The organism is Cobetia sp. AM6 (assembly GCF_009617955.1).
In the GTDB taxonomy this organism is placed as follows: domain Bacteria; phylum Pseudomonadota; class Gammaproteobacteria; order Pseudomonadales; family Halomonadaceae; genus Cobetia; species Cobetia amphilecti.
The window spans coordinates 3811731-3836200 of the sequence record NZ_AP021868.1 but is presented as its reverse complement, the minus strand read 5'-3'; the positions used below and the strand labels follow the sequence as shown (position 1 = coordinate 3836200).

Annotated in this window: 23 protein-coding genes; 15 read left to right on the top strand and 8 right to left on the bottom strand. The window is 63.6% G+C overall.

All coding sequences use genetic code 11. The features are described from left to right. Nucleotides 1-118: 118 nt before the first annotated feature. A complete protein-coding gene (locus tag CLAM6_RS15985; protein ID WP_153636609.1) occupies nucleotides 119-370 on the bottom strand; it encodes a SlyX family protein in 252 nt (83 codons plus the stop codon). Nucleotides 371-966: 596 nt separating this feature from the next. On the opposite strand from CLAM6_RS15985, the gene CLAM6_RS18125 reads away from it, so the two are divergent. Then, nucleotides 967-1431, top strand: coding sequence for a cold-shock protein (locus CLAM6_RS18125; protein ID WP_043333039.1), 465 nt, complete (start codon nucleotides 967-969; stop codon nucleotides 1429-1431). 96 nt (nucleotides 1432-1527) lie between these two features. Here CLAM6_RS18125 and CLAM6_RS15975 read toward each other — a convergent pair whose 3' ends face one another. The 7 genes from CLAM6_RS15975 to map all read right to left on the bottom strand — a co-directional run bounded on the left by CLAM6_RS15975 (nucleotide 1528) and on the right by map (nucleotide 9706). Continuing rightward, nucleotides 1528-1941, bottom strand: coding sequence for a hypothetical protein (locus CLAM6_RS15975; protein ID WP_043333036.1), 414 nt, complete (start codon nucleotides 1939-1941; stop codon nucleotides 1528-1530). Continuing rightward, nucleotides 1938-3137 carry a succinyl-diaminopimelate desuccinylase gene (gene dapE, locus CLAM6_RS15970; protein ID WP_234368088.1) on the bottom strand — a complete coding sequence of 400 codons (1200 nt, stop codon included), beginning with the start codon at nucleotides 3135-3137 and terminating at the stop codon, nucleotides 1938-1940. Before dapE ends, CLAM6_RS15975 begins: the two co-directional genes overlap by 4 nt. Before the next feature lie 158 nt (nucleotides 3138-3295). Continuing rightward, on the bottom strand, nucleotides 3296-4321 hold the full coding sequence (gene dapD / locus CLAM6_RS15965; RefSeq protein ID WP_077377814.1) for a 2,3,4,5-tetrahydropyridine-2,6-dicarboxylate N-succinyltransferase: 1026 nt from the start codon (nucleotides 4319-4321) through the stop codon (nucleotides 3296-3298). A 40-nt stretch (nucleotides 4322-4361) separates the two neighbouring features. Further along, complete coding sequence (locus CLAM6_RS15960) at nucleotides 4362-4763, bottom strand: ArsC family reductase (RefSeq protein WP_318833295.1); 402 nt, start codon at nucleotides 4761-4763, stop codon at nucleotides 4362-4364. A gap of 39 nt (nucleotides 4764-4802) precedes the next feature. Continuing rightward, the gene (gene dapC, locus CLAM6_RS15955; protein WP_153636608.1) at nucleotides 4803-6002 is read right to left on the bottom strand and encodes a succinyldiaminopimelate transaminase; all 1200 of its coding nucleotides are present in this window, start codon (nucleotides 6000-6002) and stop codon (nucleotides 4803-4805) included. A gap of 195 nt (nucleotides 6003-6197) precedes the next feature. Continuing rightward, entirely contained in the window at nucleotides 6198-8909 is a 2712-nt protein-coding gene (locus CLAM6_RS15950; RefSeq protein ID WP_043333097.1) for a [protein-PII] uridylyltransferase, read from the bottom strand. Nucleotides 8910-8914: 5 nt separating this feature from the next. Then, entirely contained in the window at nucleotides 8915-9706 is a 792-nt protein-coding gene (gene map, locus CLAM6_RS15945; protein WP_153636607.1) for a type I methionyl aminopeptidase, read from the bottom strand. A 315-nt stretch (nucleotides 9707-10021) separates the two neighbouring features. On the opposite strand from map, the gene rpsB reads away from it, so the two are divergent. From rpsB to lpxB, 14 genes are all read left to right on the top strand, one after another. Further along, nucleotides 10022-10756: a 30S ribosomal protein S2 gene (gene rpsB, locus CLAM6_RS15940; protein WP_043333027.1), complete on the top strand. Its 735-nt coding sequence runs from the start codon at nucleotides 10022-10024 to the stop codon at nucleotides 10754-10756. 178 nt (nucleotides 10757-10934) lie between these two features. Beyond that, entirely contained in the window at nucleotides 10935-11804 is an 870-nt protein-coding gene (gene tsf, locus CLAM6_RS15935) for a translation elongation factor Ts (RefSeq protein WP_043333025.1), read from the top strand. A 116-nt stretch (nucleotides 11805-11920) separates the two neighbouring features. Continuing rightward, nucleotides 11921-12658: a UMP kinase gene (gene pyrH, locus CLAM6_RS15930; protein ID WP_225347344.1), complete on the top strand. Its 738-nt coding sequence runs from the start codon at nucleotides 11921-11923 to the stop codon at nucleotides 12656-12658. A 4-nt stretch (nucleotides 12659-12662) separates the two neighbouring features. Further along, nucleotides 12663-13220 carry a ribosome recycling factor gene (gene frr, locus CLAM6_RS15925; protein WP_043333023.1) on the top strand — a complete coding sequence of 186 codons (558 nt, stop codon included), beginning with the start codon at nucleotides 12663-12665 and terminating at the stop codon, nucleotides 13218-13220. A gap of 54 nt (nucleotides 13221-13274) precedes the next feature. Continuing rightward, nucleotides 13275-14018 (top strand): polyprenyl diphosphate synthase, encoded by a 744-nt coding sequence (uppS, locus tag CLAM6_RS15920; protein WP_043333020.1) that lies wholly within the window; start codon nucleotides 13275-13277, stop codon nucleotides 14016-14018. Further along, entirely contained in the window at nucleotides 14018-14821 is an 804-nt protein-coding gene (locus tag CLAM6_RS15915) for a phosphatidate cytidylyltransferase (RefSeq protein WP_153636606.1), read from the top strand. Before uppS ends, CLAM6_RS15915 begins: the two co-directional genes overlap by 1 nt. A 53-nt stretch (nucleotides 14822-14874) precedes the next feature. Continuing rightward, a complete protein-coding gene (gene ispC, locus CLAM6_RS15910; RefSeq protein WP_394805779.1) occupies nucleotides 14875-16077 on the top strand; it encodes a 1-deoxy-D-xylulose-5-phosphate reductoisomerase in 1203 nt (400 codons plus the stop codon). Nucleotides 16078-16165: 88 nt separating this feature from the next. Then, entirely contained in the window at nucleotides 16166-17521 is a 1356-nt protein-coding gene (gene rseP / locus CLAM6_RS15905; protein WP_043333016.1) for a sigma E protease regulator RseP, read from the top strand. A 245-nt stretch (nucleotides 17522-17766) separates the two neighbouring features. After that, on the top strand, nucleotides 17767-20103 hold the full coding sequence (gene bamA / locus CLAM6_RS15900) for an outer membrane protein assembly factor BamA (protein ID WP_172978726.1): 2337 nt from the start codon (nucleotides 17767-17769) through the stop codon (nucleotides 20101-20103). Nucleotides 20104-20248: 145 nt separating this feature from the next. Beyond that, a complete protein-coding gene (locus CLAM6_RS15895; protein ID WP_043333014.1) occupies nucleotides 20249-20761 on the top strand; it encodes an OmpH family outer membrane protein in 513 nt (170 codons plus the stop codon). A gap of 92 nt (nucleotides 20762-20853) precedes the next feature. Continuing rightward, nucleotides 20854-21891, top strand: coding sequence for a UDP-3-O-(3-hydroxymyristoyl)glucosamine N-acyltransferase (gene lpxD, locus CLAM6_RS15890; RefSeq protein WP_043333012.1), 1038 nt, complete (start codon nucleotides 20854-20856; stop codon nucleotides 21889-21891). A gap of 193 nt (nucleotides 21892-22084) precedes the next feature. Continuing rightward, the gene (gene fabZ, locus CLAM6_RS15885) at nucleotides 22085-22528 is read left to right on the top strand and encodes a 3-hydroxyacyl-ACP dehydratase FabZ (protein ID WP_043333010.1); all 444 of its coding nucleotides are present in this window, start codon (nucleotides 22085-22087) and stop codon (nucleotides 22526-22528) included. Further along, on the top strand, nucleotides 22525-23292 hold the full coding sequence (gene lpxA / locus CLAM6_RS15880; protein WP_043333008.1) for an acyl-ACP--UDP-N-acetylglucosamine O-acyltransferase: 768 nt from the start codon (nucleotides 22525-22527) through the stop codon (nucleotides 23290-23292). The genes fabZ and lpxA overlap by 4 nt, the downstream gene beginning before the upstream one ends. 2 nt (nucleotides 23293-23294) lie before the next feature. Continuing rightward, nucleotides 23295-24446, top strand: a complete 1152-nt coding sequence (gene lpxB, locus CLAM6_RS15875; protein ID WP_107335918.1) for a lipid-A-disaccharide synthase — start codon at nucleotides 23295-23297, stop codon at nucleotides 24444-24446. Nucleotides 24447-24470 lie beyond the last annotated feature (24 nt).

Sequence of the window (24470 nt, the reverse complement as noted above, 5' to 3'; positions counted from 1 at the left end):
TGATTCGAGAAAGTCTGATTCAGCGCTGCCCGACCGGCCCCGCAGCCTCGCTGCGGGGCCGGTTTGCGTTCAGGGCCCTGCCAGGTCTGCGCCGGGAGAGCTGAGTGCTGCTGACAGCTCAGTAATGGGGCGGCAGCTCGTCGTATGGCTGCGCACTGAAAGGTGCTGTCGAGTCTGCATCGCCTTGCTGCTCGCGCAGGGTGCGTAGCTGGCTGGCCATCAGCGCGGTGAGGCGCTCGAGGGTCTCTATCTGACGCTGCTGGGTGATGATGGTGCGATCGAGGGTCTCGAGCCAGTCATCCTGATGCGCGAGGCGCGATTCCAGTGCTTCCAGTCGGGCTTCCAGGCTGGGATCAGTCGAGGTTGTCATGCATCTGGGCTCCAGAGGGTGAGGGAATGGTCCGCGTGGGCAGTGGGGGAAGAGGGTGAGGTGGCCGGCGATGGATGACGACTCCTGCCACGACTCCTGCCACGATTTCTGAGCGATGGCACGCCGAATCATCGCTGCGGTCGTTGCCTGGATCGTTGTCGAATTACCGCAAAGTGTTGAAGGATTGTCACTGAGTTGCCTCAGACGCATCAGGAAGAGGCGTGATAGACTGTTGACAGTGCGATTGACTTATTTTTCGTATATCGCACCCATTGACGGCCTTCGATTGCCTGCGCTTCGCGCGTCATTGACAGGGCCGGTTCCATCGACTGATGTGGAGTTACCTGCATCACGAGCCACGACGTCGCCAGAGCGATGCACAGGCATCTTCGCGTGTATCAGTGACGGTGACGGGCACCGCCGTGAGGCGCTGCATTCAGGCAGTTTCCCGACTGACGATAGCTGCTGTAACCCTGTCGTGCGGTCAGGTGCTGTCCATTGCGATCAAGGGCAGAACATTCTGATAGGGATCATCCGAAGCACTCATTTCTGTCCTCGCGTTACACCTCCACCCATTACCTAGAGAGTTTATCTTGATGAGTTCCAAGACGTTCTTCCGTTGTTTCATCATCAGCCTGCTGCTGGCACTGCCGGCACCGTTGCTGATTGCTGTCTTCATCACCCTGACCGGCGGCCAGCTGGCCGACACCCTGAGCCAGGCGCTTAGCGTCGAGGGCTTCGAGCTGGCGTACGCGGCTGCCGTCGCGGCCGTGTTCATCCTGCTGTTGATCGCGACGCTTGCCATTCCGGTGCTGTCTCCGCGCTCTGCAGTACTGGCTGAAGTCGAGGACGACGATCGTGAGATCGGCGAGGTCAAGTGGTTCAACGTCAACAAGGGCTACGGTTTCGTGACCCGTGAAAGTGGTGAAGATGTCTTCGTTCACTTCCGTGCCATTCGTGGCAAGGGCCACCGTACCTTGGCCGAAGGTCAGAAAGTGCGTTACCACGTCATCAGCAATGAGCGTGGCCTGCAGGCGGATGACGTGACGGTCATCACCTGATCGCTGACTCGCTCAGCGAAAGACGACAACGCCCCGCAGGCTAGCCTGCGGGGCGTTGTCGTTTCATGGTCTGTCTCACCAGAAGAGGCGGGTCACTCAGCCCTTGTCCGGCCAGGTGAAGGCCTCTTCGCTGCCGTCGGCCATGACGCGGAAGAAGCGGTCCGGCTCATCACCGGGCTGCCAGCTGCCCAGCGAGCAGCGCGTCTCGACCTGCAGGGCCCTGGCGGCGGCGCGTGCGCAGTCGACATCGCGCGCCCAGGGGGTACTGGCGCTGTCGAACCACAGGCTGGCGAAGCCATCGGCGACCTTCTCGACCACCAGCACCGCGATCTCGGCGCCATCACGCGTGAGGCGCGTACGGTGCTGCAGCTTGCCGGCCGGCTGGAAGACGACGACCTGACCGAACTGCTCGCCCAGCCAGGCGCCCAGCGCCTCCAGGCTCAAGGGCTTGAGATAGATCTCGATGTCCGGATATTGCTCATCGGCGTCATTGTGCGGGGTGTCGCTCATGCCGTGGTCTCTTGGGTCGCGGGGACAAACAGGTATTCCAGGATGTGCTCGTAGGCGCTGGAGAGTCGGTCCAGATCGCTGGCCATGACGCGTTCATCGATCTTGTGGATGGTCGCGTTGACCGGCCCCAGCTCGACGACCTGAGTGCCGAGCGTGGCGATGAAGCGACCATCGGAGGTGCCGCCTGAGGTGGACAGCACCGGCTTGCGTCCCAGCGCGCGTTCCACGCCGTGCACGGCGGCATCGACCAGCGCGCCTTCCGGCGTCAGGAAGGGCTCGCCGCTCAGGTTCCACTCGATCTCGACATCCAGACCGTGCTTCTCGAGGATCTCATAGGTGCGACGCTTGAGGTCATCGGCGGTCAGCTCGGTGGAGTAGCGGAAGTTGAAGACCACTTCCAGCTCGCCGGGGATGACGTTGGTCGCGCCGGTACCGCCACGGATGTTGGAGATCTGGAAGCTGGTCGCCGGGAAGAAGTCGTTGCCGTTGTCCCAATGCTCGGCGGCCAGGGCGGCCAGCGCCGGGGCGGCTTCGTGGATCGGGTTGCGCGCCAGATGCGGGTAGGCCACATGGCCCTGGACGCCCTTGACGTGCATGACCGCACCCAGCGAGCCGCGACGGCCATTCTTGATCACGTCACCGGCGTAATCGGTGGAGGACGGCTCGCCGACGATGCAGTAGTCGAGGCGCTCGTGATGCTCGCGCAGATACTCGACCACCGCACGGGTGCCGTGAACCGCCGGGCCTTCCTCGTCGGAGGTGATCAAGAAGGCGATGCGGCCTTCGTGGTCCGGGTTGGCGGTCACGAAGCGCTCGGTGGCGGTCAGCATCGCGGCCAGCGAACCCTTCATGTCGGCGGCGCCGCGGCCACACAGGAAGCCGGCATCATCGATGCACGGCGAGAACGGCGGATACTGCCAGTTGGCTTCCGGGCCCGTCGGCACGACATCGGTGTGGCCGGCGAAGGCCAGCACCGGACCATGATGGCCGCGCACCGCCCAGAAGTTGTCGACATCGCCGAAGGGCAGTCGCGTGATGGTGAAGCCCAGCGCCTCGAGGCGTTCGATCATCAGGGTCTGGCAGTCCAGGTCGTCCGGCGTGACCGAGGGGCGTGAGATGAGATCGAAGGCCAGCTCCAGCGTCGGAGACAGATCGGCGGGGCGTGGCGGAAGCGGTGCGTTTGAATCAGTCATCATGGGCCATCGCTGCAGGCGTCATCGCGAGGAGCGACAGCGCGAAATTCGGGGGGAGAGACGAAGTGTCTTCACGCCGGCTCGGACACTGCTGCCCGAGCCGGGAAATGCCACGACGGCCTGCCAGAGGTGCAGCCCCTGACAGGCCATCGTCACGCGCCTCAGTTGTGGGCGTGCAGGGCATCGTTGAGCGCGATGGCGCTCTTGTTGGTGCGGCACTCGACACGGCCGGTGACGGAGTTGCGACGCAGCAGCAGGTCGTCCTGGCTCGCCAGCTCACGGGCCGCGACCGTCTCGACTTCCTGGCCTTCGTTGTCGAAGACCATGACCTTGGTGCCGGCGGTGATGTAGAGGCCAGCTTCCACGGTGCAGCGATCGCCCAGCGGGATGCCGATACCGGCATTGGCGCCGATCAGGCAGCCTTCACCGACCTTGATGACGATGTTGCCGCCACCGGACAGGGTGCCCATGGTGGAGCAACCGCCGCCCAGATCAGAACCCTTGCCGACGAAGACGCCCGCGGAGATGCGGCCTTCGATCATGCCCGGGCCTTCGGTGCCGGCATTGAAGTTGCAGAAGCCTTCGTGCATCACGGTGGTGCCTTCGCCCAGGTAGGCGCCCAGGCGCACACGCGCGGTATCGGCGATACGAATGCCGGTCGGCACCACGTAGTCGGTCATCTTCGGGAACTTGTCGACGCAGTCCACGGACAGGGTGCGACCTTCCAGACGGGCCTTGAGGCGACGCGCCGGCAGCTCTTCGATGTCGATGGCGCCTTCACTGGTCCAGGCGACATTCTTGAGCAGACCGAACATGCCGGTCAGATCGATGCCGTGCGGACGCACCATGCGGTGAGACAGCAGATGCAGCTTGAGGTAGACCTCCGGCACGCTCTGCGGGGCGGCGTCTTCCTCGATGAACATGGCGACCAGCGGGCGCTGGCTGGCGGCCAGGCTCTCGGCCAGTTCGGCCTGGGCGCTGTCACCGGCGTCGCGCAGGGCGCTGGCCAGGGCGGCGCAGTGTTCCGGCAGGAAGCTGGTGGCGGTGGTGCCAGCCGGTGCGTCCAGTGCCTTGCGAGCGGCGTCAGCAACGGCAGCGGTCGGCTTGAACAGCGGGGCAGGATAGTAGACTTCCAGCCAGTCGCCGGTGGTGTTCTGGGTGCCGATTCCGAGGGCAAGGCTCAACATCGTGTCAATCTCCGGGGTGTCCAGTGGTGTAAGGAGTAACTCAATCCTGCGGTTCGTAGACCGCCTTGTCATAGCCGATCACCAGATCCATCTCATTGTCGGCGGGATGACGCTCGAGAATGGGACGCTTGATCAGGGTCGGGTGCTCCAGCATCAATGCGCGTGCCGAGTTGGCATCGAGGCTGTCACGTTGTTCATCGCTCAGGTTGCGCCAGCTGGTGCTGCGCTTGTTGAGCAGGCTGCTCCAGGCGGTCTGCTCCAGCCAGGATTCCAGCAGGCTGGCGGAGAGGCCATCCTCGCGCAGGTCATGCCAGCGATAGGGCACGCCCCGGTCGTCGAGGGCGCGGCGCGCCTTGCGGCAGGTATCACAGGTCTTGATGCCGTAGAGCACGTGCATGGCGGTCTCCTTGAGCCAATCCACCCCGCCGGGCGGGGCTGTCATCCAGTGTTGGGCTGCTGTCAGCCCGTGCAGGCCTGGCGCTCAGCGCAGGCGTTCGACGAAGCGACGCAGGCGCTGGGCGGCTTCGACGGTCTGTTCCAGTTCGGCCACCAGCGCCAGACGAATGCGTCCGGCGCCCGGATTCACGCCGTCCACCTCGCGCGCCATGTAGCTTGCCGGCAGCACGCCGACCGCCTCTTCGCGCAGCAGTTCGCGGGTGAAGGCGGCGTCGTCACCGCCCGGCACGGCGGGATACAGGTAGAAGCTGGCTTCCGGAGTCGGGAAGTCCATCACCGGCGCGAGGATTTCGGTCACGGCGGCAAACTTCTCGCGGTAGGCATCGCGATTGGCCAGCACGTGGGCTTCATCATTCCAGGCGGCGATGGAGGCGTACTGGTGATGCAACGGCATCGCGCAGCCGTGATAGGTGCGGTAGTGACGGAAGCGACGGATCACCTCGCCATCGCCGGCCACGAAGCCGGAGCGCAGGCCCGGCAGGTTGGAGCGCTTGGACAGCGAGTGGAAGACCACACAGCGCGCGTAGTCATCTCGGCCCATGGCGGCACAGGCCTGCAGCAGGCCCGGCGGCGGCATGGACTCGTCGAGATAGAGCTCCGAGTAGCACTCATCGGAGGCGATCAGGAAGTCGTGCTCGTCGGCGAGGCGAATCAGCTGCTGGAAGTCCTCCAGCGGTGTCACGGCGCCGGTGGGATTGCCCGGCGAGCAGACGAAGACGATCTGGGTATCACGCCACACCTCGGCCGGCACCGCGGCGTAGTCGGGGCGGAAGCCATTCTCGGCGGGGCAGGGCAGGTAGGTGACCTCGCCGCCGGCCAGCAGCGTCGCGCCTTCATAGATCTGATAGAAGGGGTTCGGCACCAGTACGCGCGCCGGACGCGTGCTGTCCAGCGAGGCCTGGATGAAGGCGAACAGTGCCTCGCGGGTGCCGGTGACCGGCAGGACCTGCTGGTCGATATCCGGCGTGGCGTTGAGCGAGAAGCGCTTCTCGAGCCAGTCGGCGATCGCCTGGCGCAATTCCCCCAGGCCGCCGGTGGCGGGGTACTTGGCCACGCCCATGATGTGCTCGCGCAGGGTGTCGAGCACGAACTCGGGCGGCGCATGACGCGGCTCGCCGATGGTCAGTGCAATCGGGTCCAGGGCGGGGTTGGGCACGACGCCCTCGCGCAGCTTGGCCAGGGTTTCAAACGGGTAGGGCTTGAGCTGGTCGAGATCCGGGTTCATGCACGTTCCATGGGTGATGGCCGTGGCAGCCAGGCTGCCGGCCGAGCAGGGAGGAAGGCGTCCGCGAGTCACCGGACTGCCATGCAGGTCGACTCGCGATTATAGGGAAGCCGGCCGGTCCCCTCAATCGCGGGGTGCCGGCCGGCGCTTTCCCTCTGTACTCTCGTCACGTGCCGTCACGCGCCGTCACGCGTCTCAGCCGCGCTCACCGACCTCGAGGACTTCGGTGAGGGCGTCACGCAGGCGTGTCTGGCGCTCGGGGTCGGTGATGGGTTCGCCGGCGCGGTCGGTGATGAAGAAGATATCCTCGACGCGCTCGCCGAGGGTGGCGATCTTGGCGGCATCGATGGCGATCTCGTGCTCCATGAACACGCGGCCGATGCGCGCCAGCAGGCCCGGGCGGTCCGAGGCGATCACTTCCAGCACGCTGCGGCCGTTGGTGTAGTCCTGACTCAGCGTGATGCGCGGCGCGATGCGGAAATGCTTGAGCTGGCGCGGCGTGTGGCGATTGACGATCACCGAGTAGTCATCCGGGTCATCCAGCTCTTCGACCAGATGGGTACGGATATCGGCCAGGCGTGCGGCGTCGCGGATCGGCTCGCCGTCATCGTCGAGCAGGATGAAGGTGTTGAGCGTCCAGTTGTGGCTCGAGGTGGCGATGCGCGCATCGTGGATCGAGAGCCCCAGCTGCTCCAGCGCCGCGGCGGTGGCCGCGAACAGGTTGTCCACCGAGCGAGTATGGATGAAGACCTTGGTGCCGCCTTCGGTCATCTCCTCGGTGGGCGCGCTGGTCAGTACCAGCGGCAGCGGCTCGCCATGCTCGTCGAGCTGAGGGGCCGCCTGGCGCGCGAGGATGCCCTGGGTGTGCCAGGCCACCTCGCTGGGCGCGTAGCGCACGAAGTAGTCGTCGCCGAGGCTGGCCCACAGCGCTTCGGCGTCAGTGCGGGTGGTGCCCATGCCGGCCAGCAGGGACAGCGCTTCCTCACGGGTCTCGGTGATCCACTCGTGGCGCTCCGGCGGATGCTCGAGGCCACGGCGCAGCGCCCGGCGCGTCTCCATGTGCAGCTGGCGCAGCAATGCCGCACGCCAGCCGTTCCACAGCGACGGATTGGTGGCGTTGATGTCGGCCACCGTCAGCACGTAGAGATAATCGAGGTGCGTCTCGTCGCCGACGATCTCGGCGAAGCGGGTGATGATCTCGGGGTCGGCGATGTCCTGCTTCTGGGCGGTCATCGACATCAGCAGGTGATGGCGCACCAGCCAGCTCAGGGTGCGGGTGTCGCGCGGGCTGAGGTCATGACGGCGCGCGAAGTCCTCGACTTCCTCGGCACCGATCTCGGAGTGGTCGCCGCCACGGCCCTTGCCGATGTCGTGATAGAGCCCGGCGATCCACAGCAGCTCCAGCTTGGGCAGCTCGCGGATCAGGGTCGCGGCGACCGGGAATTCCTCCTCGGCATCGGGGGCGCGGAATTCCTGGGCGACCTTGAGCAGGCGCAGGGTATGCGCATCGACGGTGTAGACGTGGAAGAGGTCGTGCTGCATCAGTCCCACGGCACGCCCGAAGGCCGGCAGGTACTTGCCGAGGATGCCGTAGCGCGCCATGCGCTTGAGCACGCGGGGCACGTTGCCGCCGCAGCGCATCAGCTCCATGAACAGACTCTGGTGGCGTACGTCGTCGCGGAAGGCGTCGTCGATCTGGTGGCGATGATCACGCAGCGCGCGGATGGTATCGGCGCGCACGCCCTCGATCTCCGGGTGCTGCGCCATCAGCAGGAACAGCTCCAGCAGCGCGGCGGGGCGGCGGCGGAACACGCCTTCCTCGCGCAGGCTGATGTAGCCGCTGCGGATCTCGAAGCGCGGATTGAGCGGCACGATGTTGACCGGCTCATCATGGCGCAGGATGGCCTCGTCGAAGTGCTGCAGCAGCATGTCGTTGAGGCCCGCCAGGGCGGTGACGTGGCGGTAGTAGCGCTTCATGAACTGCTCGACCGCCAGATGCTCGGGCGTGTCGCGGAAGCCGAACAGTTCGGCGATGGTGCGCTGGTGGTCGAACAGCAGCCGGTCCTCGGCGCGCCCGGCCAGCATGTGCAGCGCGAAGCGCACCTGCCACAGGAAGGCCTGGCCCTGGCTGAGAATGCGCAGCTCGGCATCATTCATGAAGCCCAGCGCGACCAGGTTGTCGTAGCGCTCGACCCCGAAGTGACGCTTGGCGACCCAGCCGATCATCTGGATGTCGCGCAGGCCGCCGGGCGACGACTTGATGTTGGGTTCGAGGTGATATTCGGTGTTGGCGAACTTGTGGTGGCGAGCAATCTGCTCCTGCCACTTGGCCTCGAAGAAGGCTTCGGCCGGCCACAGACGGTCGGTGGCCAGACGTTCGCGCATGGCCTCGCGCAGCCGCTGAGGACCGGCGATGACGCGGGATTCCAGCAGGTTGGTGATCACGGTGACATCGGCGCGTGCCTCACGCTCGCAGTCACTCAGCGAGCGCACGGACTGGCCGATCTCGAGACCGATGTCCCACAGGAAGGTGATGAAGTCGGACAGCGCCTCACGATAGGGCGTGTCGTCGTCCTGCTCCAGCAACAGCAGCAGGTCGATGTCGGAATGCGGGTGCAGCTCGCCGCGGCCGTAGCCGCCCACGGCGAGCAGGGCGATTCCGTCATCCGGCCAGGTCTGACGCTGCCAGGCGATGGCCAGCAGGCGGTCGATGGCGCGGGCACGACCATGGATGAGGTCGCGGATGTCGGCACCCGCCTTGAAGCGAGCCTCGAGGCGCTCCTGTACCTGTGCCAGAGCCCGCTTGAACAGCGGGATGGGTGTCTTCGTCGTGGCCAGCTCGCCGTCGAAGGTGACGGCATCGTAGAGCGCTTCACGCTCGACGAAGTGATAGTGGTGCAGGAGCATCTTGATCAACCCTCGAGGAAGGAGAGGTCCTCTTCCGTGCGACGTGTCAGTACCTCGACGCCGGTGGTGGTGACCAGCAGGGTGTGCTCCCACTGGGCCGAGAGGCTCTTGTCCTTGGTGACGGCTGTCCAGTCGTCCTTGAGGACCTTCACCTTGTAGCCACCGACATTGACCATCGGCTCGATGGTCAGGCACATGCCTTCCAGAAGCTCGGCGTCAGCACGGGCTTCGTAGCCGTCATAGTGCAGCACCTGCGGGTCTTCATGGAAGCCGGCGCCGATGCCGTGGCCGCAGAAGTCACGCACGACACTGTAGCCTGCCGCTTCGGCATGCTTCTGGATCGCGCGACCGATTTCTGACAGGCGTACGCCCGGGCGTACCAGCTCGATGCCTTTATAGAGGCATTCCTGGGTGACGCGGCACAGACGCTCGGCCTGGATGCTCGGCTCGCCGACGATGTACATCTTCGAGGTGTCGCCGTGATAGCCGTCCTTGATCACGGTGATGTCGATGTTGAGGATGTCGCCTTTCTTGAGCTTCTTGTTGTCATCGGGGATGCCGTGACAGACCACGTGATTGATCGAGGTGCAGATCGATTTCGGGAAGCCGTGGTAGTTGAGCGGCGCCGGAATGCAGCCCTGAACTTCGGTGATGTGGTGGTGCGCGATGCGGTTGAGCTCGCCCGTGGTGACGCCGGGACGGACATGCTCGTCGAGCAGCTCCAGCACTTCAGCCGCCAGACGGCCGGCGACGCGCATCTTGTCGATTTCTTCAGCTGTCTTGATGGGAATGTTCATGAGGACTCGAGGCAGGAGATAAGAGGGATGAAACGCCGCCAGGCCGCGCGTGACGGGGGAATGGCGCGACGCATCGCATGCCGCGTCGGGCAGTGGCGACTTCATATCGTGGTCGAGCTATGGTATAAAGCCGCGCGCTTTCCTGCAAATTCTCCTCGATCGGCCACCTCCGGGCGCCTGGCCGAGGCGAGATTGAAGGACTGACGTACATAACCCCAATCCACACACGTTCCGTCACATGGTCCCGGGTGCCGCGCAAGCGGTCGGATCCATGGGGGACGTGGAGGCCCAACCCGATATCCAGGAGATATTCACATGGCGCAAGTCAACATGCGCGATCTGCTCAAGGCAGGCGCACACTTCGGTCACCAGACCAAGTACTGGAACCCGAAGATGTCCAAGTTCATCTTCGGCGCTCGCAACAAGATCCACATCATCAACCTCGAGCACACCCTGCCGGCGCTGAACGAAGCCGTGTCAGTGGTCGAGAAGATGGCTGCCAATGGCAACAAGATCATGTTCGTGGGCACCAAGCGCGCTGCCGGCAAGATCATCAAGGAAGAAGCTCGCAAGGCTGGCCAGCCGTACGTCAACCATCGCTGGTTGGGCGGCATGCTGACCAACTTCAAGACCATCCGTCAGTCCATCAAGCGCCTGCGTGAAATCGAGCAGATGCATGAAGACGGTACCTTCGCGAAGCTGACCAAGAAAGAAGTCCTGATGGCCACTCGTGAGCAGGACAAGCTCGAGCGCTCCATCGGCGGTATCAAGGACATGGGCGGCCTGCCGGACGCAATGTTCGTGATCGACGTTGACCACGAGCGCATCGCGATCAACGAAGCCAACAAGCTGGGCATCCCGGTCATCGGCGTCGTCGATACCAACTCCAACCCGGACGGCGTGGACTACGTCATCCCGGGTAACGATGACTCCATCCGCGCCATCCAGATCTATGTCCAGGCAATTGCAGGCGCCTGTGGCAAGAACAAGGAAGAAGAGCTGGCCGGTGAGTTCGTCGAAACTGCTTCTGAAGAAGACGCAGCAGAGTGATCCTGGCGGCTTGATCTGACTGTCACAAACGCTGCGCTACACTAAGTGCGGCATGGCCTAGCCAGGTGGCAGTCAGGTCAGGCAATGAGGGGGCCACGGCCCCCTCATTTGCGACCGTTCAGCGGTCGTGACCGAATTCCCGTATTCAAAGACGTCGACACGACAGAGGTTTCATCCCATGGCAGCTATCAGCGCATCTATGGTCAAGGAACTGCGTGAGCGTACTGCGCTCGGCATGATGGAATGCAAGAAGGCTCTTACCGAAGCCGGTGGCGACATCGAGCTGGCGATCGAGAACCTGCGCAAGAACTCCGGCCTGAAGGCCGCCAAGAAAGCTGGCCGCGTGGCCGCTGAAGGCGCCATCGTCATCAAGGTCGCCGACGACGCCAGCTACGGCGTGATGGTCGAAATCAACTCCGAGACCGACTTCGTCGCTCGTGATGACAATTTCAAGGCCTTCACCCAGCTGATCGCCGATCGTGTGTTCGCTACCAAGAACACCGACATCGCTTCCCTGATGGAAGGCGAGCTGGAAGACACCCGTGGTCAGCTGGTTCAGAAGATCGGTGAGAACATCTCCGTTCGTCGTGCCGAGCTGGTCGAAGCGCCGGCTGGCGGCGTCGTCGGTGGCTACGTCCACGGCGGCCGCATCGCTGCGCTGACCCTGCTGAACGGCGGTACTGGTGAAGCAGCCAAGGACGTCTCCATGCACGTCGCAGCCGTCAATCCGGTCTGTGCACGTCCGTCCGACATGCCGCAGGAACAGATGGACGCTGAAAAGGCCATCATCCTTGCTCAGCCGGACATGGCAGGCAAGCCGGCGGAAATCGCCGAGAAGATGTCCCAGGGTCGTCTGAAGAAGTACCTGGCTGAGAACAGCCTGACCGAACAGCCGTTCGTCAAGGATCCGAACCAGACCGTCGCCGAGTTCGTCAAGGCAGCCGGTGGTGAAGTGGTATCCTTCGTACGCATGGAAGTCGGTGAAGGTATCGAGAAGGAAGAAGTCGACTTCGCAGCTGAAGTCCGTGAGCAGGCCAGCCGCGCGTAAGGGCTGACTGTTTTCGCTTCTCATGATGGCGTGCGCATAGTCGCACGCCATCGTGTATCTGGCCCCCGCCTTCGGGCCGCCCCGTTCCCCGTATGTCAGTATCAGGAGAGATTCGCATGGCCACCATTTCCGCTGAACGCAATGCCAAGTACAAGCGCATACTGCTCAAGCTTTCCGGTGAGGCCCTGATGGGCGATGGCGATTTCGGCATCGACCCCAAGGTGCTGGATCGCATGGCGCTGGAAATCGGTCAGCTGGTGGGCATCGGCGTCCAGGTCGGCATCGTCATCGGTGGCGGCAACCTGTTCCGTGGCGCAGCCCTGCAGGAAGTCGGCATGGAGCGTGTGACCGGTGACCATATGGGCATGCTGGCGACCGTGATGAATGGTCTGGCGCTGCGTGATGCGCTGGAACGCTCCAACATCCGTTCACGCGTGATGTCTGCCATCCCGATGAGTGGCGTGGTAGAACATTATGATCGCCGTACCGCCATCCGTTATCTGACGTCTGGCGATGTGGTCATCTTCTCCGCCGGTACCGGCAACCCGTTCTTCACCACCGATTCCGCTGCCTGTCTGCGCGGTATCGAGATCGACGCGGATGCCGTCATCAAGGCAACCAAGGTGGATGGTGTCTACGACAAGGACCCGGTCAAGTTCCCGGATGCCGTGAAGTACGACAGCCTCAGCTACGATGATGCGCTGGACCAGAAGCTTGGCGTGATGGATTTGACCGCCATCTGCCTGGTACGTGACCATGACATGCCGGTGCGGGTGTTCAACATGAACAAGGCAGGCGCGCTGCTCAACCTGGTGGTGGGTGGCAAGGAAGGCACGCTGATTGATAGAGGGTAAGACTGTGATCAACGACATCAAGAAAGACGCCGAATCACGCATGAAGAAGACCATCGAGTCCCTCGGTGCCGCCTTCGGCAAGATCCGTACGGGTCGTGCGCATCCCAGCATCCTGGATGCCGTGACGGTCGATTACTATGGTAGCCAGGTACCGCTGAATCAGGTGGCCAACATCACCACCGAAGATGCGCGCACCCTGACTGTCGTGCCGTGGGAAAAGCCCATGGTGCCGAAGGTCGAGAAGGCCATCATGACTTCTGACCTGGGTCTCAACCCGTCCACCGCCGGTGACGTGATTCGCGTCCCGATGCCGATGCTGACGGAAGAGACGCGTCGCGGTTACACCAAGCAGGCGCGTGCAGAAGCGGAAAACGCCCGCGTGGCGCTCCGCAATGTGCGTCGTGACGCCAATGGCGACATCAAGAGCCTGCTCAAGGACAAGGACATCTCCGAAGACGATGCACGTCGCGGAGAAGACGAGATCCAGAAGCTGACCGACAAGTATGTGGCGGAAGTCGACAGTGCTCTGGAGCACAAGGAAACCGACCTGATGCAGGTCTGATCGGGTCTGCCGCCGGCGTTTGCCGGCGGCATCCGGTGCTCGTAGCGAGACCCCATGACGTCACCGAATTCCCCCTCCACGCCACGCCATGTGGCGATCATCATGGACGGCAACAACCGCTGGGCGAAGTCCCGCGGCTGGGCTGGCATACGCGGCCATCGCGCCGGTGCCGAAACCGTCCGCAGTACCATCCGTCGCGCTGCCGAGCAGGGCGTGGAAGTGCTGACCCTGTTTGCCTTCTCCAGTGAGAACTGGAAGCGCCCGGCCAATGAAGTCAGTGCGCTGATGGAGCTGTTTCTGCTGGCGCTCAAGCGCGAGGTCAAGAAGCTTCATCGCCACGATATCCGACTCTCGGTCATCGGCGAGCGCAGTCGTTTTTCCAATTCGATTCAAAAGCATATCCAGAGCGCCGAAGACATGACGCGCGGCAATCGCGGCATGCACGTGGTGATCTGCGCCAACTATGGCGGCCGTTGGGATATCGCCGAGGCCGCTCGCCGTCTGGCGGAGCAGGTCGAGCGCGGCGAGCTCAAGGCCGCGGACATCGACGAGTCACGTCTCGGGGCGGAAGTGTGCCTGAGCGAACTGCCGGAGGTGGATCTGTGTATCCGCACCAGCGGTGAGCAGCGCATCTCCAACTTCCTGATCTGGCAGCTGGCCTATGCCGAGTTCTATTTCTCGCCCGTGCTGTGGCCTGATTTCGATGCGGCGGCCTTCGATGAAGCGCTCAGCGCCTACGCCCTGCGTCAGCGTCGTTATGGCATGACCAGCGAACAACTCGACGCCGAGGGGCTCTAGTGCTCAGACAACGAATCATCACCGCGCTCATTCTCGCGCCGCTGGCGCTGTGGGGGCTGTTCGGCCTCGACGGTGCTGCCTTTGCCACCTTCACCGGCGCTGTCGTCGCGTTGGCCGCCTGGGAGTGGTCCAACCTGTCTGGCGTGCGTGCCGGCCTGGCGCGCCTGCTGTTCCCGCTGGTGCTCAGCGTGCTGATGCTGCTGGTCTGGCAGTTCGATGGCGCTCTTGCGCGTTGGCCGCTGTATCTGGCCGCACTGGCATGGCTGGTCAATCTGCGTTGGGTGATGCGCTATCCGGCCGCCAGTCAGGAATGGCAGGCGACCGGCGTGCGGTTGGGCGTCGGCGTGCTGGCACTGCTGCCGACCTGGTTCGGCTTCGTGCAGCTCAAGGCCAGTGGCGGTGAGTGGCTGCTGTATGTGCTGCTGATGGTGTGGGCGGCGGATATCGGTGCCTACTTCTCCGGCAAGCGCTTCGGCAAGCGCAAGCTGGCGCCGCGCGTCAGCCCGGGCAAGTCCTGGGAGGGCGTCTATGGTGGTCTGGTGGCCACCGGCCTGCTGGCGACCGGCTATGCGCTGGCGGGGCTGGCCGACTGGCTGCCGCTGCTGCTGGTCACGCTGGGCGTGACGGCCGTCTCGGTGCTGGGTGACCTGCTCGAGAGCATGTTCAAGCGCCAGCGTCAGATGAAGGACTCAAGCCATCTGCTGCCCGGTCATGGTGGCGTGATGGACCGCATCGACAGCCTGACCGCGGCGGTGCCGCTGTTTGCCCTGCTGTTGCCGTGGGTGCTGGGAGGTGGTGCGTGAGCACGAATGTGAACGTGAGCGTGAGCCACGAGACTCCTCATGAGGCGCCTGCGTTGCAGCGCATCACCATCCTCGGTGCGACCGGCTCCATCGGGTCCAGCACTCTGGATGTGATCGCGCGCCATCCCGAGCGTTATCGGGTGCATGCGCTCAGCGCTGCCACGCGTCATGAGGCGCTGCTGGAGCTGTGCCTGACGCATCGCCCGCAGGTGGCGGTGATCGCCTCGTGCGAGGCGGCTGCGTGGCTCAGTGAGGCGCTCAAGGGCGTCGAGAGCTATCAGGGCACGCCCATCGAGGTGCGCCATGGTGAGCAGGCGCTGGTCGACATCAGCGAGGCGCCTGAAGTCGATAGCGTGATGGCCGCCATCGTCGGTGCGGCTGGCCTGTTGCCGACACTGGCGGCGGTGCGGGCCGGCAAGCGCGTGCTGCTGGCCAACAAGGAAGCGCTGGTGTGTGCCGGGCAGCTGTTCATGGATGCGGTGAAGCAGCACGGGGCGACCCTGTTGCCGATCGACTCCGAGCACAACGCCATCTTCCAGTGCCTGCCGGCCCAGCATCGTGATGGCCTGGCGCCGATCGGTGTCGAGAAGCTGTTGCTGACCGCCTCCGGCGGCCCGTTCCGCGATGATGCCGAATGGCCTGCCGAGCGACTGGCCACGGTGACGCCGGACGAGGCCTGCGCGCATCCCAACTGGTCGATGGGGCGCAAGATTTCCGTCGATAGCGCCACCCTGATGAACAAGGGCCTGGAGCTGATCGAAGCCTGCTGGCTGTTCGCCTGCGGGCCGGACGACATTCAGGTGGTCGTGCATCCCCAGAGCGTGATTCACTCGATGGCGGCCTACAGCGATGGCTCGGTGCTGGCCCAGATGGGCAATCCGGACATGCGCACGCCGATCGCCTATGCACTGGCATGGCCGGAGCGTATCGATGCCGGCGTCGAGCCGCTGGACCTGTTTCAGGTCGCGCGCCTCGATTTCCGTGCCGCCGACGAGACGCGCTTCCCGTGTCTGCGGCTGGCGCGCGAGGCCATCGCGGCGGGCGGCACCTGGCCTGCGGTGATGAATGCCGCCAACGAGGTGGCCGTGGCCGCCTTCCTTGAGGGTCGCCTGGCCTTCGATCGAATCCCGGCAGTGGTGCAGGCCGTCATGCAGGCGCGTCCGCCACTGGCGGTGGATGGCCTCGAGGTGATTCTCGCCGAAGACGCGGCGGCGCGTGAGCTGGCTGCCGCCGAGTTGGCCCTCGCCGGGCCCTGAAATCCTATCTTGCACTGTCTTGTCACTTTCTTCGTGAGCGTGGCAAGGCAGGCTGCCCATCTCGGGCACCAATCTCCAGGAGCGCGTGATGGGTGTGATCCAGAATATTCTTGCCGTGATCGTCGTGTTGGGGGTGTTGATCACCATCCATGAGTACGGTCATTTCTGGGTCGCGCGTCGTTGCGGCATCAAGGTGCTGCGCTTCTCCATCGGCTTCGGCAAACCCTTCTGGTCGTGGACCGATCGCCACGGCACCGAGTACGGGGTCGCCGCCATCCCGCTGGGTGGCTACGTCAAGATGCTGGATGAGCGCGAAGGGCCGGTCGATCCGGCCGAGCGTCATCTGGCCTTCAATACCAAGTCGGTGTGGAAGCGTATCGCCGTCGTCTCGGCGGGCCCGCTGGCCAACTTCCTGCTGGCCATCGTCGCCTACTGGGCGCTGTTCGTCGCCGGTACCACCACGGTGGTGCCGATGGTCGGTGCCGTGGCACCGGACTCGCCGGCTGGCCGCGCCGGCCTTGCGCCGAAGACCGAGATCGTCGCCATCAATGGTCAGGCCACTCCCTCGTGGGATGAGGTCAACCTGCGCTTGATCGGTGCGATCGGCGATGACAGCCTGACGCTCACCACACGTGCCGAGGGCGCCAGCGCCACGCGTGAGCAGTCCCTCGACGTGACACGCTTCCTGGTCGATCAGGATCCGCCGCGTCCGCTGGTGACGCTGGGCATCACGGCCTGGCGTCCTCAGTTGCCGGCGGTGCTGGGACGTGTACTGGACGGTGGCGCCGCTCAGGCGGCAGGCCTGCAGGCCGGTGACCGCATCGTCAGTATCGATGGCACCCTGGTGGTCGACTGGATCGATTTCGTCGAGCGCGTGCGCGGTGCGCCGGGCGAGACGCTGTCGGTGCTGGTGGCGCGTGATGGCAAGGAAGAGACGCTGTCACTGACCCCCGCCAGCAATTCGCTCGATGACGGGCGTGTCGTGGGGCAGGTCGGCGCCGGTGTCGAGAACGTCAGCTGGCCCGAGCAGTATCAGCGCGAGCTCAGCTTCGGACCGCTGGCGGCCGTCGGACAGGCCGTCGGCAAGACCGGCGAGATGACGGTGCTGACGCTGGATTCGATCCGCAAGATGCTGGTCGGCCTGATCGCACCGTCCAACCTGTCTGGCCCGATCACCATCGCGCGTATCGCCGGCGACACGGCGCGCTCCGGCCTCGAGGCCTTCCTCGGCTTCATGGCCTATCTCTCCATCAGCCTGGGTGTCCTCAACCTGCTGCCGATTCCGGTGCTGGATGGCGGTCACCTGCTGTTCTATCTGGTGGAAGCCGTGCGCGGCAAACCACTTTCGCAAGAGGTCCAGAATGCGGGGCTGAAGATCGGCATGGCGCTGGTCGGTTCCCTCATGCTGATGGCCATCTACTTCGATCTCATGCGTCTTTGGTGACGGATTCGGGGGGCCATCAGCACGTGATGGCTCCCGCAGGATGAACCGAATCTGAACTGTCGATGCCCATGGGGGTCAATTCATTGCACGGGCTGGTCAATGCGATCAACTCCCGTCATCATGCCCACACGACTTCGGCCCCGATTGCCGATCCTCACTCGTAGCTGTCTTGTCAGTTGCAGGGGGTTGTGTATAAGGTGCCTGTTCACCCAAGCGGGCGGAATCCAGAGAAGCGAAGCGACTGCATGAAACTCAAGACCATTGGATTGGCAGCTGCGCTGCTCGGGGCCAGTCAGGGCGCCTTGGCCGCATCTTTTAAAATTTCGGACATCCGGGTAGAGGGCCTCCAGCGCGTGTCTGCGGGCACCGTCTTCAACGCCTTCCCCGTCTCCGCGGATCAGAATGTGGAAGAAGAGGACCTGTCCTCGGCTGCGCGTCAGCTGTTCGACACGGGCCTGTTCGACGACATCCGCCTCAAGCGTGATGGCGATGTCCTGATCATCGATGTGGTCGAGCGTCCGACGATCTCCAAGATCGAGATTGACGGCAACTCGCAGATTCCCGACGAAGACCTGCGCAAGGGCCTCAAGGAAGCAGGGCTGGCCGAGGGTCAGGTTCTGCAGCGCTCCACGCTGGAAGAGATGCAGCGTGAGCTCGAGCGTGTCTACCAGGCTCAGGGCCGCTACAGCGCGCGTATCGAGACCTCCGTCGAGGAACTCGAGCGCAACCGCGTACAGGTCAACATCGACGTCAAGGAAGGCGCGATCGCCAAGATTCATCAGATCAACATCGTCGGCAACGATGCCTTCGATGACGAGACCCTGCGCGAACAGCTGGAGCTGGAAGACAAGCCGAGCTGGTTCTTCGGCTGGTTCTCCGATGATGAATACTCGCGCGAGAAGCTGACCGGCGATATCGAGACCCTCAAGTCCTGGTATCTCGATCGCGGTTACGTCAACTTCCAGGTGCGCTCGACCCAGGTGTCCATCTCGCCGGACAAGTCCGAGATCTTCGTCACCATCAACGTCGATGAAGGCAAGCCGTACAAGATCGGCAATATCGGCTTTGCCGGTGACCTGAAGATGAAGGAAGAGCGCGCCCGCGATCTGGTCAAGCTCGCCCCGGATGCTCTCTATTCCCAGCGTGATGTGACCGCTTCCAGCGAGGCGCTGCGCCAGGCACTGGGTGCCGACGGCTTCGCCTTCGCCAAGGTCAACGCGGTGCCGGAGGTCAACGAAGAGAGCGACACCGTCGATCTGACCTTCGCGGTCGACCCCGGCAAGCGCGCCTACGTGCGTCGCATCAACTTCAAGGGCAACACCACCACCGCAGACGAAGTGCTGCGTCGTGAGATGACCCAGCTGGAAGGTGCACCGGCCTCCACCGACAAGATCAAGCAGTCCAAGCAGAAGCTTGAGCGCCTCGGCTTCTTCAAGCAGGTCGATGTCGACACGCGTCCTGTCGCCGGCGAGCCGGACCAGCTGGACGTCAACTACAACGTCGAGGAGCAGCCGTCAGGCTCGATCTCGGCGTCGGTCGGTTTCTCCCAGGGTGACGGTGTCATCTACGGGGTGGGCCTGTCGCAGAAGAACTTCCTGGGCACCGGTAACGAAGTCAACATCAACGCCCAGAAGTCGGACGATTACACCAACGTCAGCTTCGGCTATACCGACCCGTACTGGACGCTGGATGGCATCTCGCGCGGCTATAACATGTTCTACCGCAAGGTGGACTACGACGATGATGACGACGTCGCCAGCTACGCGACCGACAGCTTCGGTGGCGGGATCAACTTCGGTTACCCGATCAATGAGCTGTCACGTCTGAACTTCGGCGGCGGTTACGAGTTCGTGCGCGTCAAGGACTTCGACGACAGCCCGGCGGAGGTCACCCAGTTCATCGAGGATGAAGGCGAAGACTTCAACCTCTACAAGCTGACGGCCAGCTGGTCTCGCAACAACCTCAACCGTGGCATCCTGCCCACGGCGGGCAGCTCTCAGCTGCTGTCGCTGGAAGTGGCGGTGCCGGGTTCCGATGCGGATTACTACAAGCTCCGCTACAAGGGATCCAAGTTCTTCGAGCTGAGTCAGGACTGGTCACTCAAGTTCCGTACCGAGCTGGGCTATGCCAACTCGTTCTCCGGCGATACCTATCCGTTCTTCAAGAACTTCTATGCCGGCGGTCTGGGCAGCGTGCGTGGCTACAGCTCCAATACCCTGGGGCAGGCCACCACCGAACAGAACGATGGTGACGACGATACCATCGGCGGCAACATCCTGATCGAAGGTGGGGTGGACCTGATCTTCCCGATGCCCTTCATCAAGGACAAGCGCTCTGTGCAGCCGTCGTTCTTCGTCGATGCCGGTAACACCTATCTGACGTCGTGCTACGACGTGAGCTCCAGTGACACCAGCAGCTGTGAAAGCGGCGTCGACTTGGGCGAGCTGAATTACAGTGCCGGTATCGGCCTGTCGTGGATCACGCCGGTAGGCCCGCTGACCTTCAGTGTCGCCCAGCCGATCGGTGACGATGACGACGATGACACCGAGATCTTCCAGTTCTCGCTGGGCCAGACCTTCTAAGGCCGTACGAGGCCGCACCCGCTTGAGCCGGTGCGGCCTTCGTCACGGCCACCGGCGGCGCTGTCCCTGTTCCGTCGCCGGTCCTCGCACCGTCGGTCGCTGAGTCATCAGTGACTGAACAACAGGCCTACAAGGAGTTTGTGTGATGCGTAAATTGACCCGCGCCCTGTGTCTGGCTGGTGGCCTTGCCGCCATGGCGACTCCGATGCTGGCACAGGCCACCGAAGTCGCGGTCCTCGACTGGCGCCAGGCGCTGTTGAGTTCCGACTCGGCCAAGATTTCCATGAACCAGCTCAAGAATCAGCTGGCCGGCAAGCAGGACCAGGCCAAGGCACTCGCCAAGGAACTGGAATCCCTGCAGGCCAAGCTGCAGAAGGACGGCGCCGTGATGTCCGATTCCGAGCGTCAGTCCGTGCAGCAGCAGCTGCGCCAGAAGGGCGGCCAGTTCCAGCAGCTGCGTGGCCAGGTCCAGCAGCAGCAGCAACAGGCGGAGCAGACCTTCCTCAAGCAGTCCAAGCCGAAGCTCGACAAGGCCATCCAGCAGGTCGTCGACAAGCATGGCATCGAGCTGCTGGTCGACCGCAATGCGACGGTCTACAGCAAGGACGGTATGGACCTGACCAATGAAGTGACTCAGGTGTTCAACTCGCTCAACTGAGTGCATCCCGCGCGCGCAAGCGTGCGGGGTGTGTTGCATCCGAGCATGCCAACGCGAATGCGAGCCAGAGGCGCTCAGCGCCCAGAGACAGAATGAAAAAGCGACAATTCTCTTACACTCTCGAGGATCTGGCTCAGCGGCTGGGCGCTCGTCTCGTCGGTGACCCGGCTGTCCGGGTCACCGGCCTGTCGACGCTGGTCGATGCTGAGCCCGGCGATATCGCCTTCCTCGCCAATCGCGCCTACCTCAAGTATCTCGGGGAAACCGCCGCGACTGCCGTGCTGCTGCATGAAAGCCATCTTGAAGAGTGCAAGGGCAATGCCCTCGTGCTGGACAATCCGTATCTGGCCTACGCTGAGCTGTCGCGTCTGTTCGATCCGCTGGCGGTCGAGCCTCAGGCGAGCGTGCATGCCAGTGCCGTCATCGACGAGACCGCAACCCTGGGGGCCAATGTCGAGGTCGGCCCGCAGGTCGTGATCGGTCCGGGCGTCAGCATCGGCGACAACACGCGCATTCACGCGGGTTGCGTGATCGGGGCTGACAGCGTGTTGGGCGAGGGCTGTCTGCTGCACCCCAATGTCACGCTCTATCATGGCGTGGTGATCGGGGCGCGTGCGGTACTCCACAGCAGCTGCGTGATCGGCGCCGATGGCTTCGGCTTCGCCCACGATGGTAAGGGCTGGCACAAGATCGCCCAGCTCGGCGGCGTGCTGATCGGCGATGATGTCGAAGTCGGCAGCTGCACCAGCATCGATCGTGGCGCGCTCGGCGACACCATCATCGGCAATGACGTCAAGATCGACTCCCAGGTCCAGATCGCGCACAACGTGCAGATCGGTGATCACTCGGCGCTGGCGGGCTGTGTCGGCATCGCCGGCTCCACCAAGGTCGGTCGCTACTGTCTGATGGGCGGTGGCGTGGGTCTGGCGGGCCACCTGGAAATCGCCGATGGCGTGCAGGTGACCGGCATGAGTCTGGTGACCAACTCCATCACCAAGCCGGGCGTCTATTCCTCCGGCACTGGCGCGATGGATAACGGCCTGTGGCGCAGAAATGCCGTACGTTTCAAGCAGTTGGATCAGTTGGCGCGACGCTTGAATCAGGTCGAGAAGAGTTTGAAGGACAAGTAGTACTGCAAGCCCGGGTAGTACCTGTCCAGAGCAGAGTCTCGCACCTGCTTGGCGCACTGTCGGGCAATGAGCGGCTGCCAGCCACGCGCAAGGACGCTATAATGCGCGCCATTGCCCGAACGGCGGTCCGGACCGTCATTACATGCCTGCCCGCGAGCGGCAGGCATTTCGTTATTTCAGAGGTTGCAAGCCAATGGTTATGGACGTCAACGAGATCCGTGAGTATCTCCCGCACCGCTATCCTTTCCTGCTGATCGATCGTGTCATGGACCTGACCCTTGGCGAGTTCATCGTCGCGCGCAAGAACGTCAGCATCAATGAGCCGTTCTTCAATGGTCACTTCCCGGAGCACCCGATCATGCCGGGCGTTCTGATCGTGGAAGCCATGGCTCAGGCGGCGGGTATTCTCGGCTTCAAGACCGTCGACAAACGTCCCGCCGATGGCTACATCTATTATCTCGTCGGAAGCGACAATGTGCGCTTCAAGCGCCCGGTGATGCCGGGTGACCAGCTCGAGATCAGCGCCCGCGTGCTGCGCGAAAAGCGTGGCATCTGGAAATTCGCCTGTCAGGCCAAGGTCGACGGCGATCTGGTCTGCGAGGCCGAAATCATCTGTGCCGAGAGGAAGGTCGCTTGATACATCCTACTGCCATTGTCGATCCCGGCGCCCGCCTGGCCGATGATGTCGAGGTCGGCCCGTTCTGCGTGATCGGGGCTGATGTCGAGATCGGCGCTGGCACGGTGGTGGGGCCGCATGTCGTCATCAAGGGCACCACCGTCATCGGTGAGCGCAACCGTATCTTCCAGTTCGCGTCAGTGGGCGAGGACTGTCAGGACAAGAAGTACGCCGGTGAGCCGACGCGTCTGGAAATCGGGGATGACAACGTCATCCGCGAGGGCGTGACCCTGCATCGTGGCACCGTCCAGGATGCCAGCCTCACGCGTATCGGCAGTCGCAACCTGTTCATGGCCTACTCGCATGTCGGCCATGACTGCATCATCGGTGACGACTGCATCATGGCCAATCAGGCGACGCTGGGTGGCCATGTCCATCTCGGCAACCACGTCATTCTGGGCGGCCTGTCGGCGGTGCATCAGTTCTGCCATATCGGTGAACATGCCATGGCGGGTGGTGGCTCCATCATCACCAAGGACATCGCGGCCTTCGTGATGGTCAATGGCCATCCGGCGGAAGCGCATGGCCTCAACAGCGTCGGCCTCAAGCGTCGTGGCTTCAGCCGCGAGACCATCTCTGCGCTGAACACGGCCTACAAGACGGTCTTCCGCCAGGGGCTGACGCTGGCCCAGGCCCTCGAGCAGCTGGAAGCCGAGCCACCGCTGGCCGAGCGCGATGTCTTCATCGCCTCGCTCAAGGCGTCCACTCGCGGCCTGACTCGCTGAGCATGCGCATCTACCTGGTAGCCGGGGAGCTCTCCGGTGACATCCTCGGTGCCAGCCTGATGCGCGCGCTCAAGGCTCGCTATCCCGATGTCGAGTTCCGTGGCATCGGCGGCCCGCGCATGCAGGCCGAGGGCTTCGACAGCCTCTACCCGCTGGAAACCCTGTCGGTGATGGGGCTGGTCGAGGTGCTCAAGCATCTGCCGGCGCTGATCAAGGTGCGTCGCCATCTGTTGCGCGACGCCCTTGAGTGGCAGCCCGACGTGATGATCGGCATCGATGCCCCAGACTTCAATCTGGGGCTCGAGCTGCGCCTGCGCAAGCAGGGCATCACCACCGCGCACTACGTCAGCCCCTCCGTGTGGGCCTGGCGTCAGGGGCGCGTGAAGACCATTCGTCGCGCCGTCGATCGCATGCTGACCTTCCTGCCCTTCGAGGCCGCCTTCTATCGTGAGCATCAGGTGCCGGTGACCTTCGTCGGCCATCCGCTGGCCGATGAGTTGCCGCTCGAGGATGATCGCGCTGCTGCCCGTGGGCAGTTGGGGATCGACCCGGAAGTGCAGCTGCTGGCGGTATTGCCGGGCTCCCGCGCCAACGAGATCCGCTTTCTCGGCGAGACCTTCCTGGCCGCCATCGAGCGTCTCTGTCAGCGTTATCCCGGCCTTGAGGTGGTGATCCCGGCGGCCACGCCGCTGCGGCGCACCGAGCTCGAGTCCCTGATGGCGGAGCGCGAAGGGCTGGATCGCAGTCGCATCCATCTGGTGGATGGCCAATCGCGTGAAGCGATGACCGCCGCCGATGCCGTGCTGCTGGCTTCCGGCACAGCGGCGCTCGAGTGTCTGCTCTGTCATCGCCCGATGGTGGTGGCCTATCGCATGGCGCCGATGACGCATCGCATCGCGCGGCATATGGTCAAGACCGAGTGGATCTCCCTGCCCAATCTGATCGCCCGCGAGACGCTGGTGCCGGAGCTGATCCAGGACGCCGCCACGCCGGAGTCCATCGAGGAAAGCCTTGCGCCATTGCTGTCGCGTGCCGCCGGTGACGTCGCCCGCCAACGAGAACTGCGTGAGCGTTTCACCGCCATGCATCGTGAACTGACCTGTGATGCCAGCGCCGCGGCCGCCATCGCCATCGGTGAACTGGCCGGACGCTGATCCCGCGTGTCGCCGCCAGACATT

What these genes read in the sequence shown, in the direction of transcription:
- CLAM6_RS15985 (WP_153636609.1), bottom strand. Translation starts at nt 370, where the DNA reads ATGACAACCTCGACTGATCCCAGCCTGGAAGCCCGACTGGAAGCACTG.
- CLAM6_RS18125 (WP_043333039.1), top strand. Translation starts at nt 967, where the DNA reads ATGAGTTCCAAGACGTTCTTCCGTTGTTTCATCATCAGCCTGCTGCTG.
- CLAM6_RS15975 (WP_043333036.1), bottom strand. Translation starts at nt 1,941, where the DNA reads ATGAGCGACACCCCGCACAATGACGCCGATGAGCAATATCCGGACATC.
- dapE (WP_234368088.1), bottom strand. Translation starts at nt 3,137, where the DNA reads ATGATGACTGATTCAAACGCACCGCTTCCGCCACGCCCCGCCGATCTG.
- dapD (WP_077377814.1), bottom strand. Translation starts at nt 4,321, where the DNA reads ATGTTGAGCCTTGCCCTCGGAATCGGCACCCAGAACACCACCGGCGAC.
- CLAM6_RS15960 (WP_318833295.1), bottom strand. Translation starts at nt 4,763, where the DNA reads ATGACAGCCCCGCCCGGCGGGGTGGATTGGCTCAAGGAGACCGCCATG.
- dapC (WP_153636608.1), bottom strand. Translation starts at nt 6,002, where the DNA reads ATGAACCCGGATCTCGACCAGCTCAAGCCCTACCCGTTTGAAACCCTG.
- CLAM6_RS15950 (WP_043333097.1), bottom strand. Translation starts at nt 8,909, where the DNA reads ATGCTCCTGCACCACTATCACTTCGTCGAGCGTGAAGCGCTCTACGAT.
- map (WP_153636607.1), bottom strand. Translation starts at nt 9,706, where the DNA reads ATGAACATTCCCATCAAGACAGCTGAAGAAATCGACAAGATGCGCGTC.
- rpsB (WP_043333027.1), top strand. Translation starts at nt 10,022, where the DNA reads ATGGCGCAAGTCAACATGCGCGATCTGCTCAAGGCAGGCGCACACTTC.
- tsf (WP_043333025.1), top strand. Translation starts at nt 10,935, where the DNA reads ATGGCAGCTATCAGCGCATCTATGGTCAAGGAACTGCGTGAGCGTACT.
- pyrH (WP_225347344.1), top strand. Translation starts at nt 11,921, where the DNA reads ATGGCCACCATTTCCGCTGAACGCAATGCCAAGTACAAGCGCATACTG.
- uppS (WP_043333020.1), top strand. Translation starts at nt 13,275, where the DNA reads ATGACGTCACCGAATTCCCCCTCCACGCCACGCCATGTGGCGATCATC.
- rseP (WP_043333016.1), top strand. Translation starts at nt 16,166, where the DNA reads ATGGGTGTGATCCAGAATATTCTTGCCGTGATCGTCGTGTTGGGGGTG.
- bamA (WP_172978726.1), top strand. Translation starts at nt 17,767, where the DNA reads ATGAAACTCAAGACCATTGGATTGGCAGCTGCGCTGCTCGGGGCCAGT.
- CLAM6_RS15895 (WP_043333014.1), top strand. Translation starts at nt 20,249, where the DNA reads ATGCGTAAATTGACCCGCGCCCTGTGTCTGGCTGGTGGCCTTGCCGCC.
- lpxD (WP_043333012.1), top strand. Translation starts at nt 20,854, where the DNA reads ATGAAAAAGCGACAATTCTCTTACACTCTCGAGGATCTGGCTCAGCGG.
- fabZ (WP_043333010.1), top strand. Translation starts at nt 22,085, where the DNA reads ATGGTTATGGACGTCAACGAGATCCGTGAGTATCTCCCGCACCGCTAT.
- lpxB (WP_107335918.1), top strand. Translation starts at nt 23,295, where the DNA reads ATGCGCATCTACCTGGTAGCCGGGGAGCTCTCCGGTGACATCCTCGGT.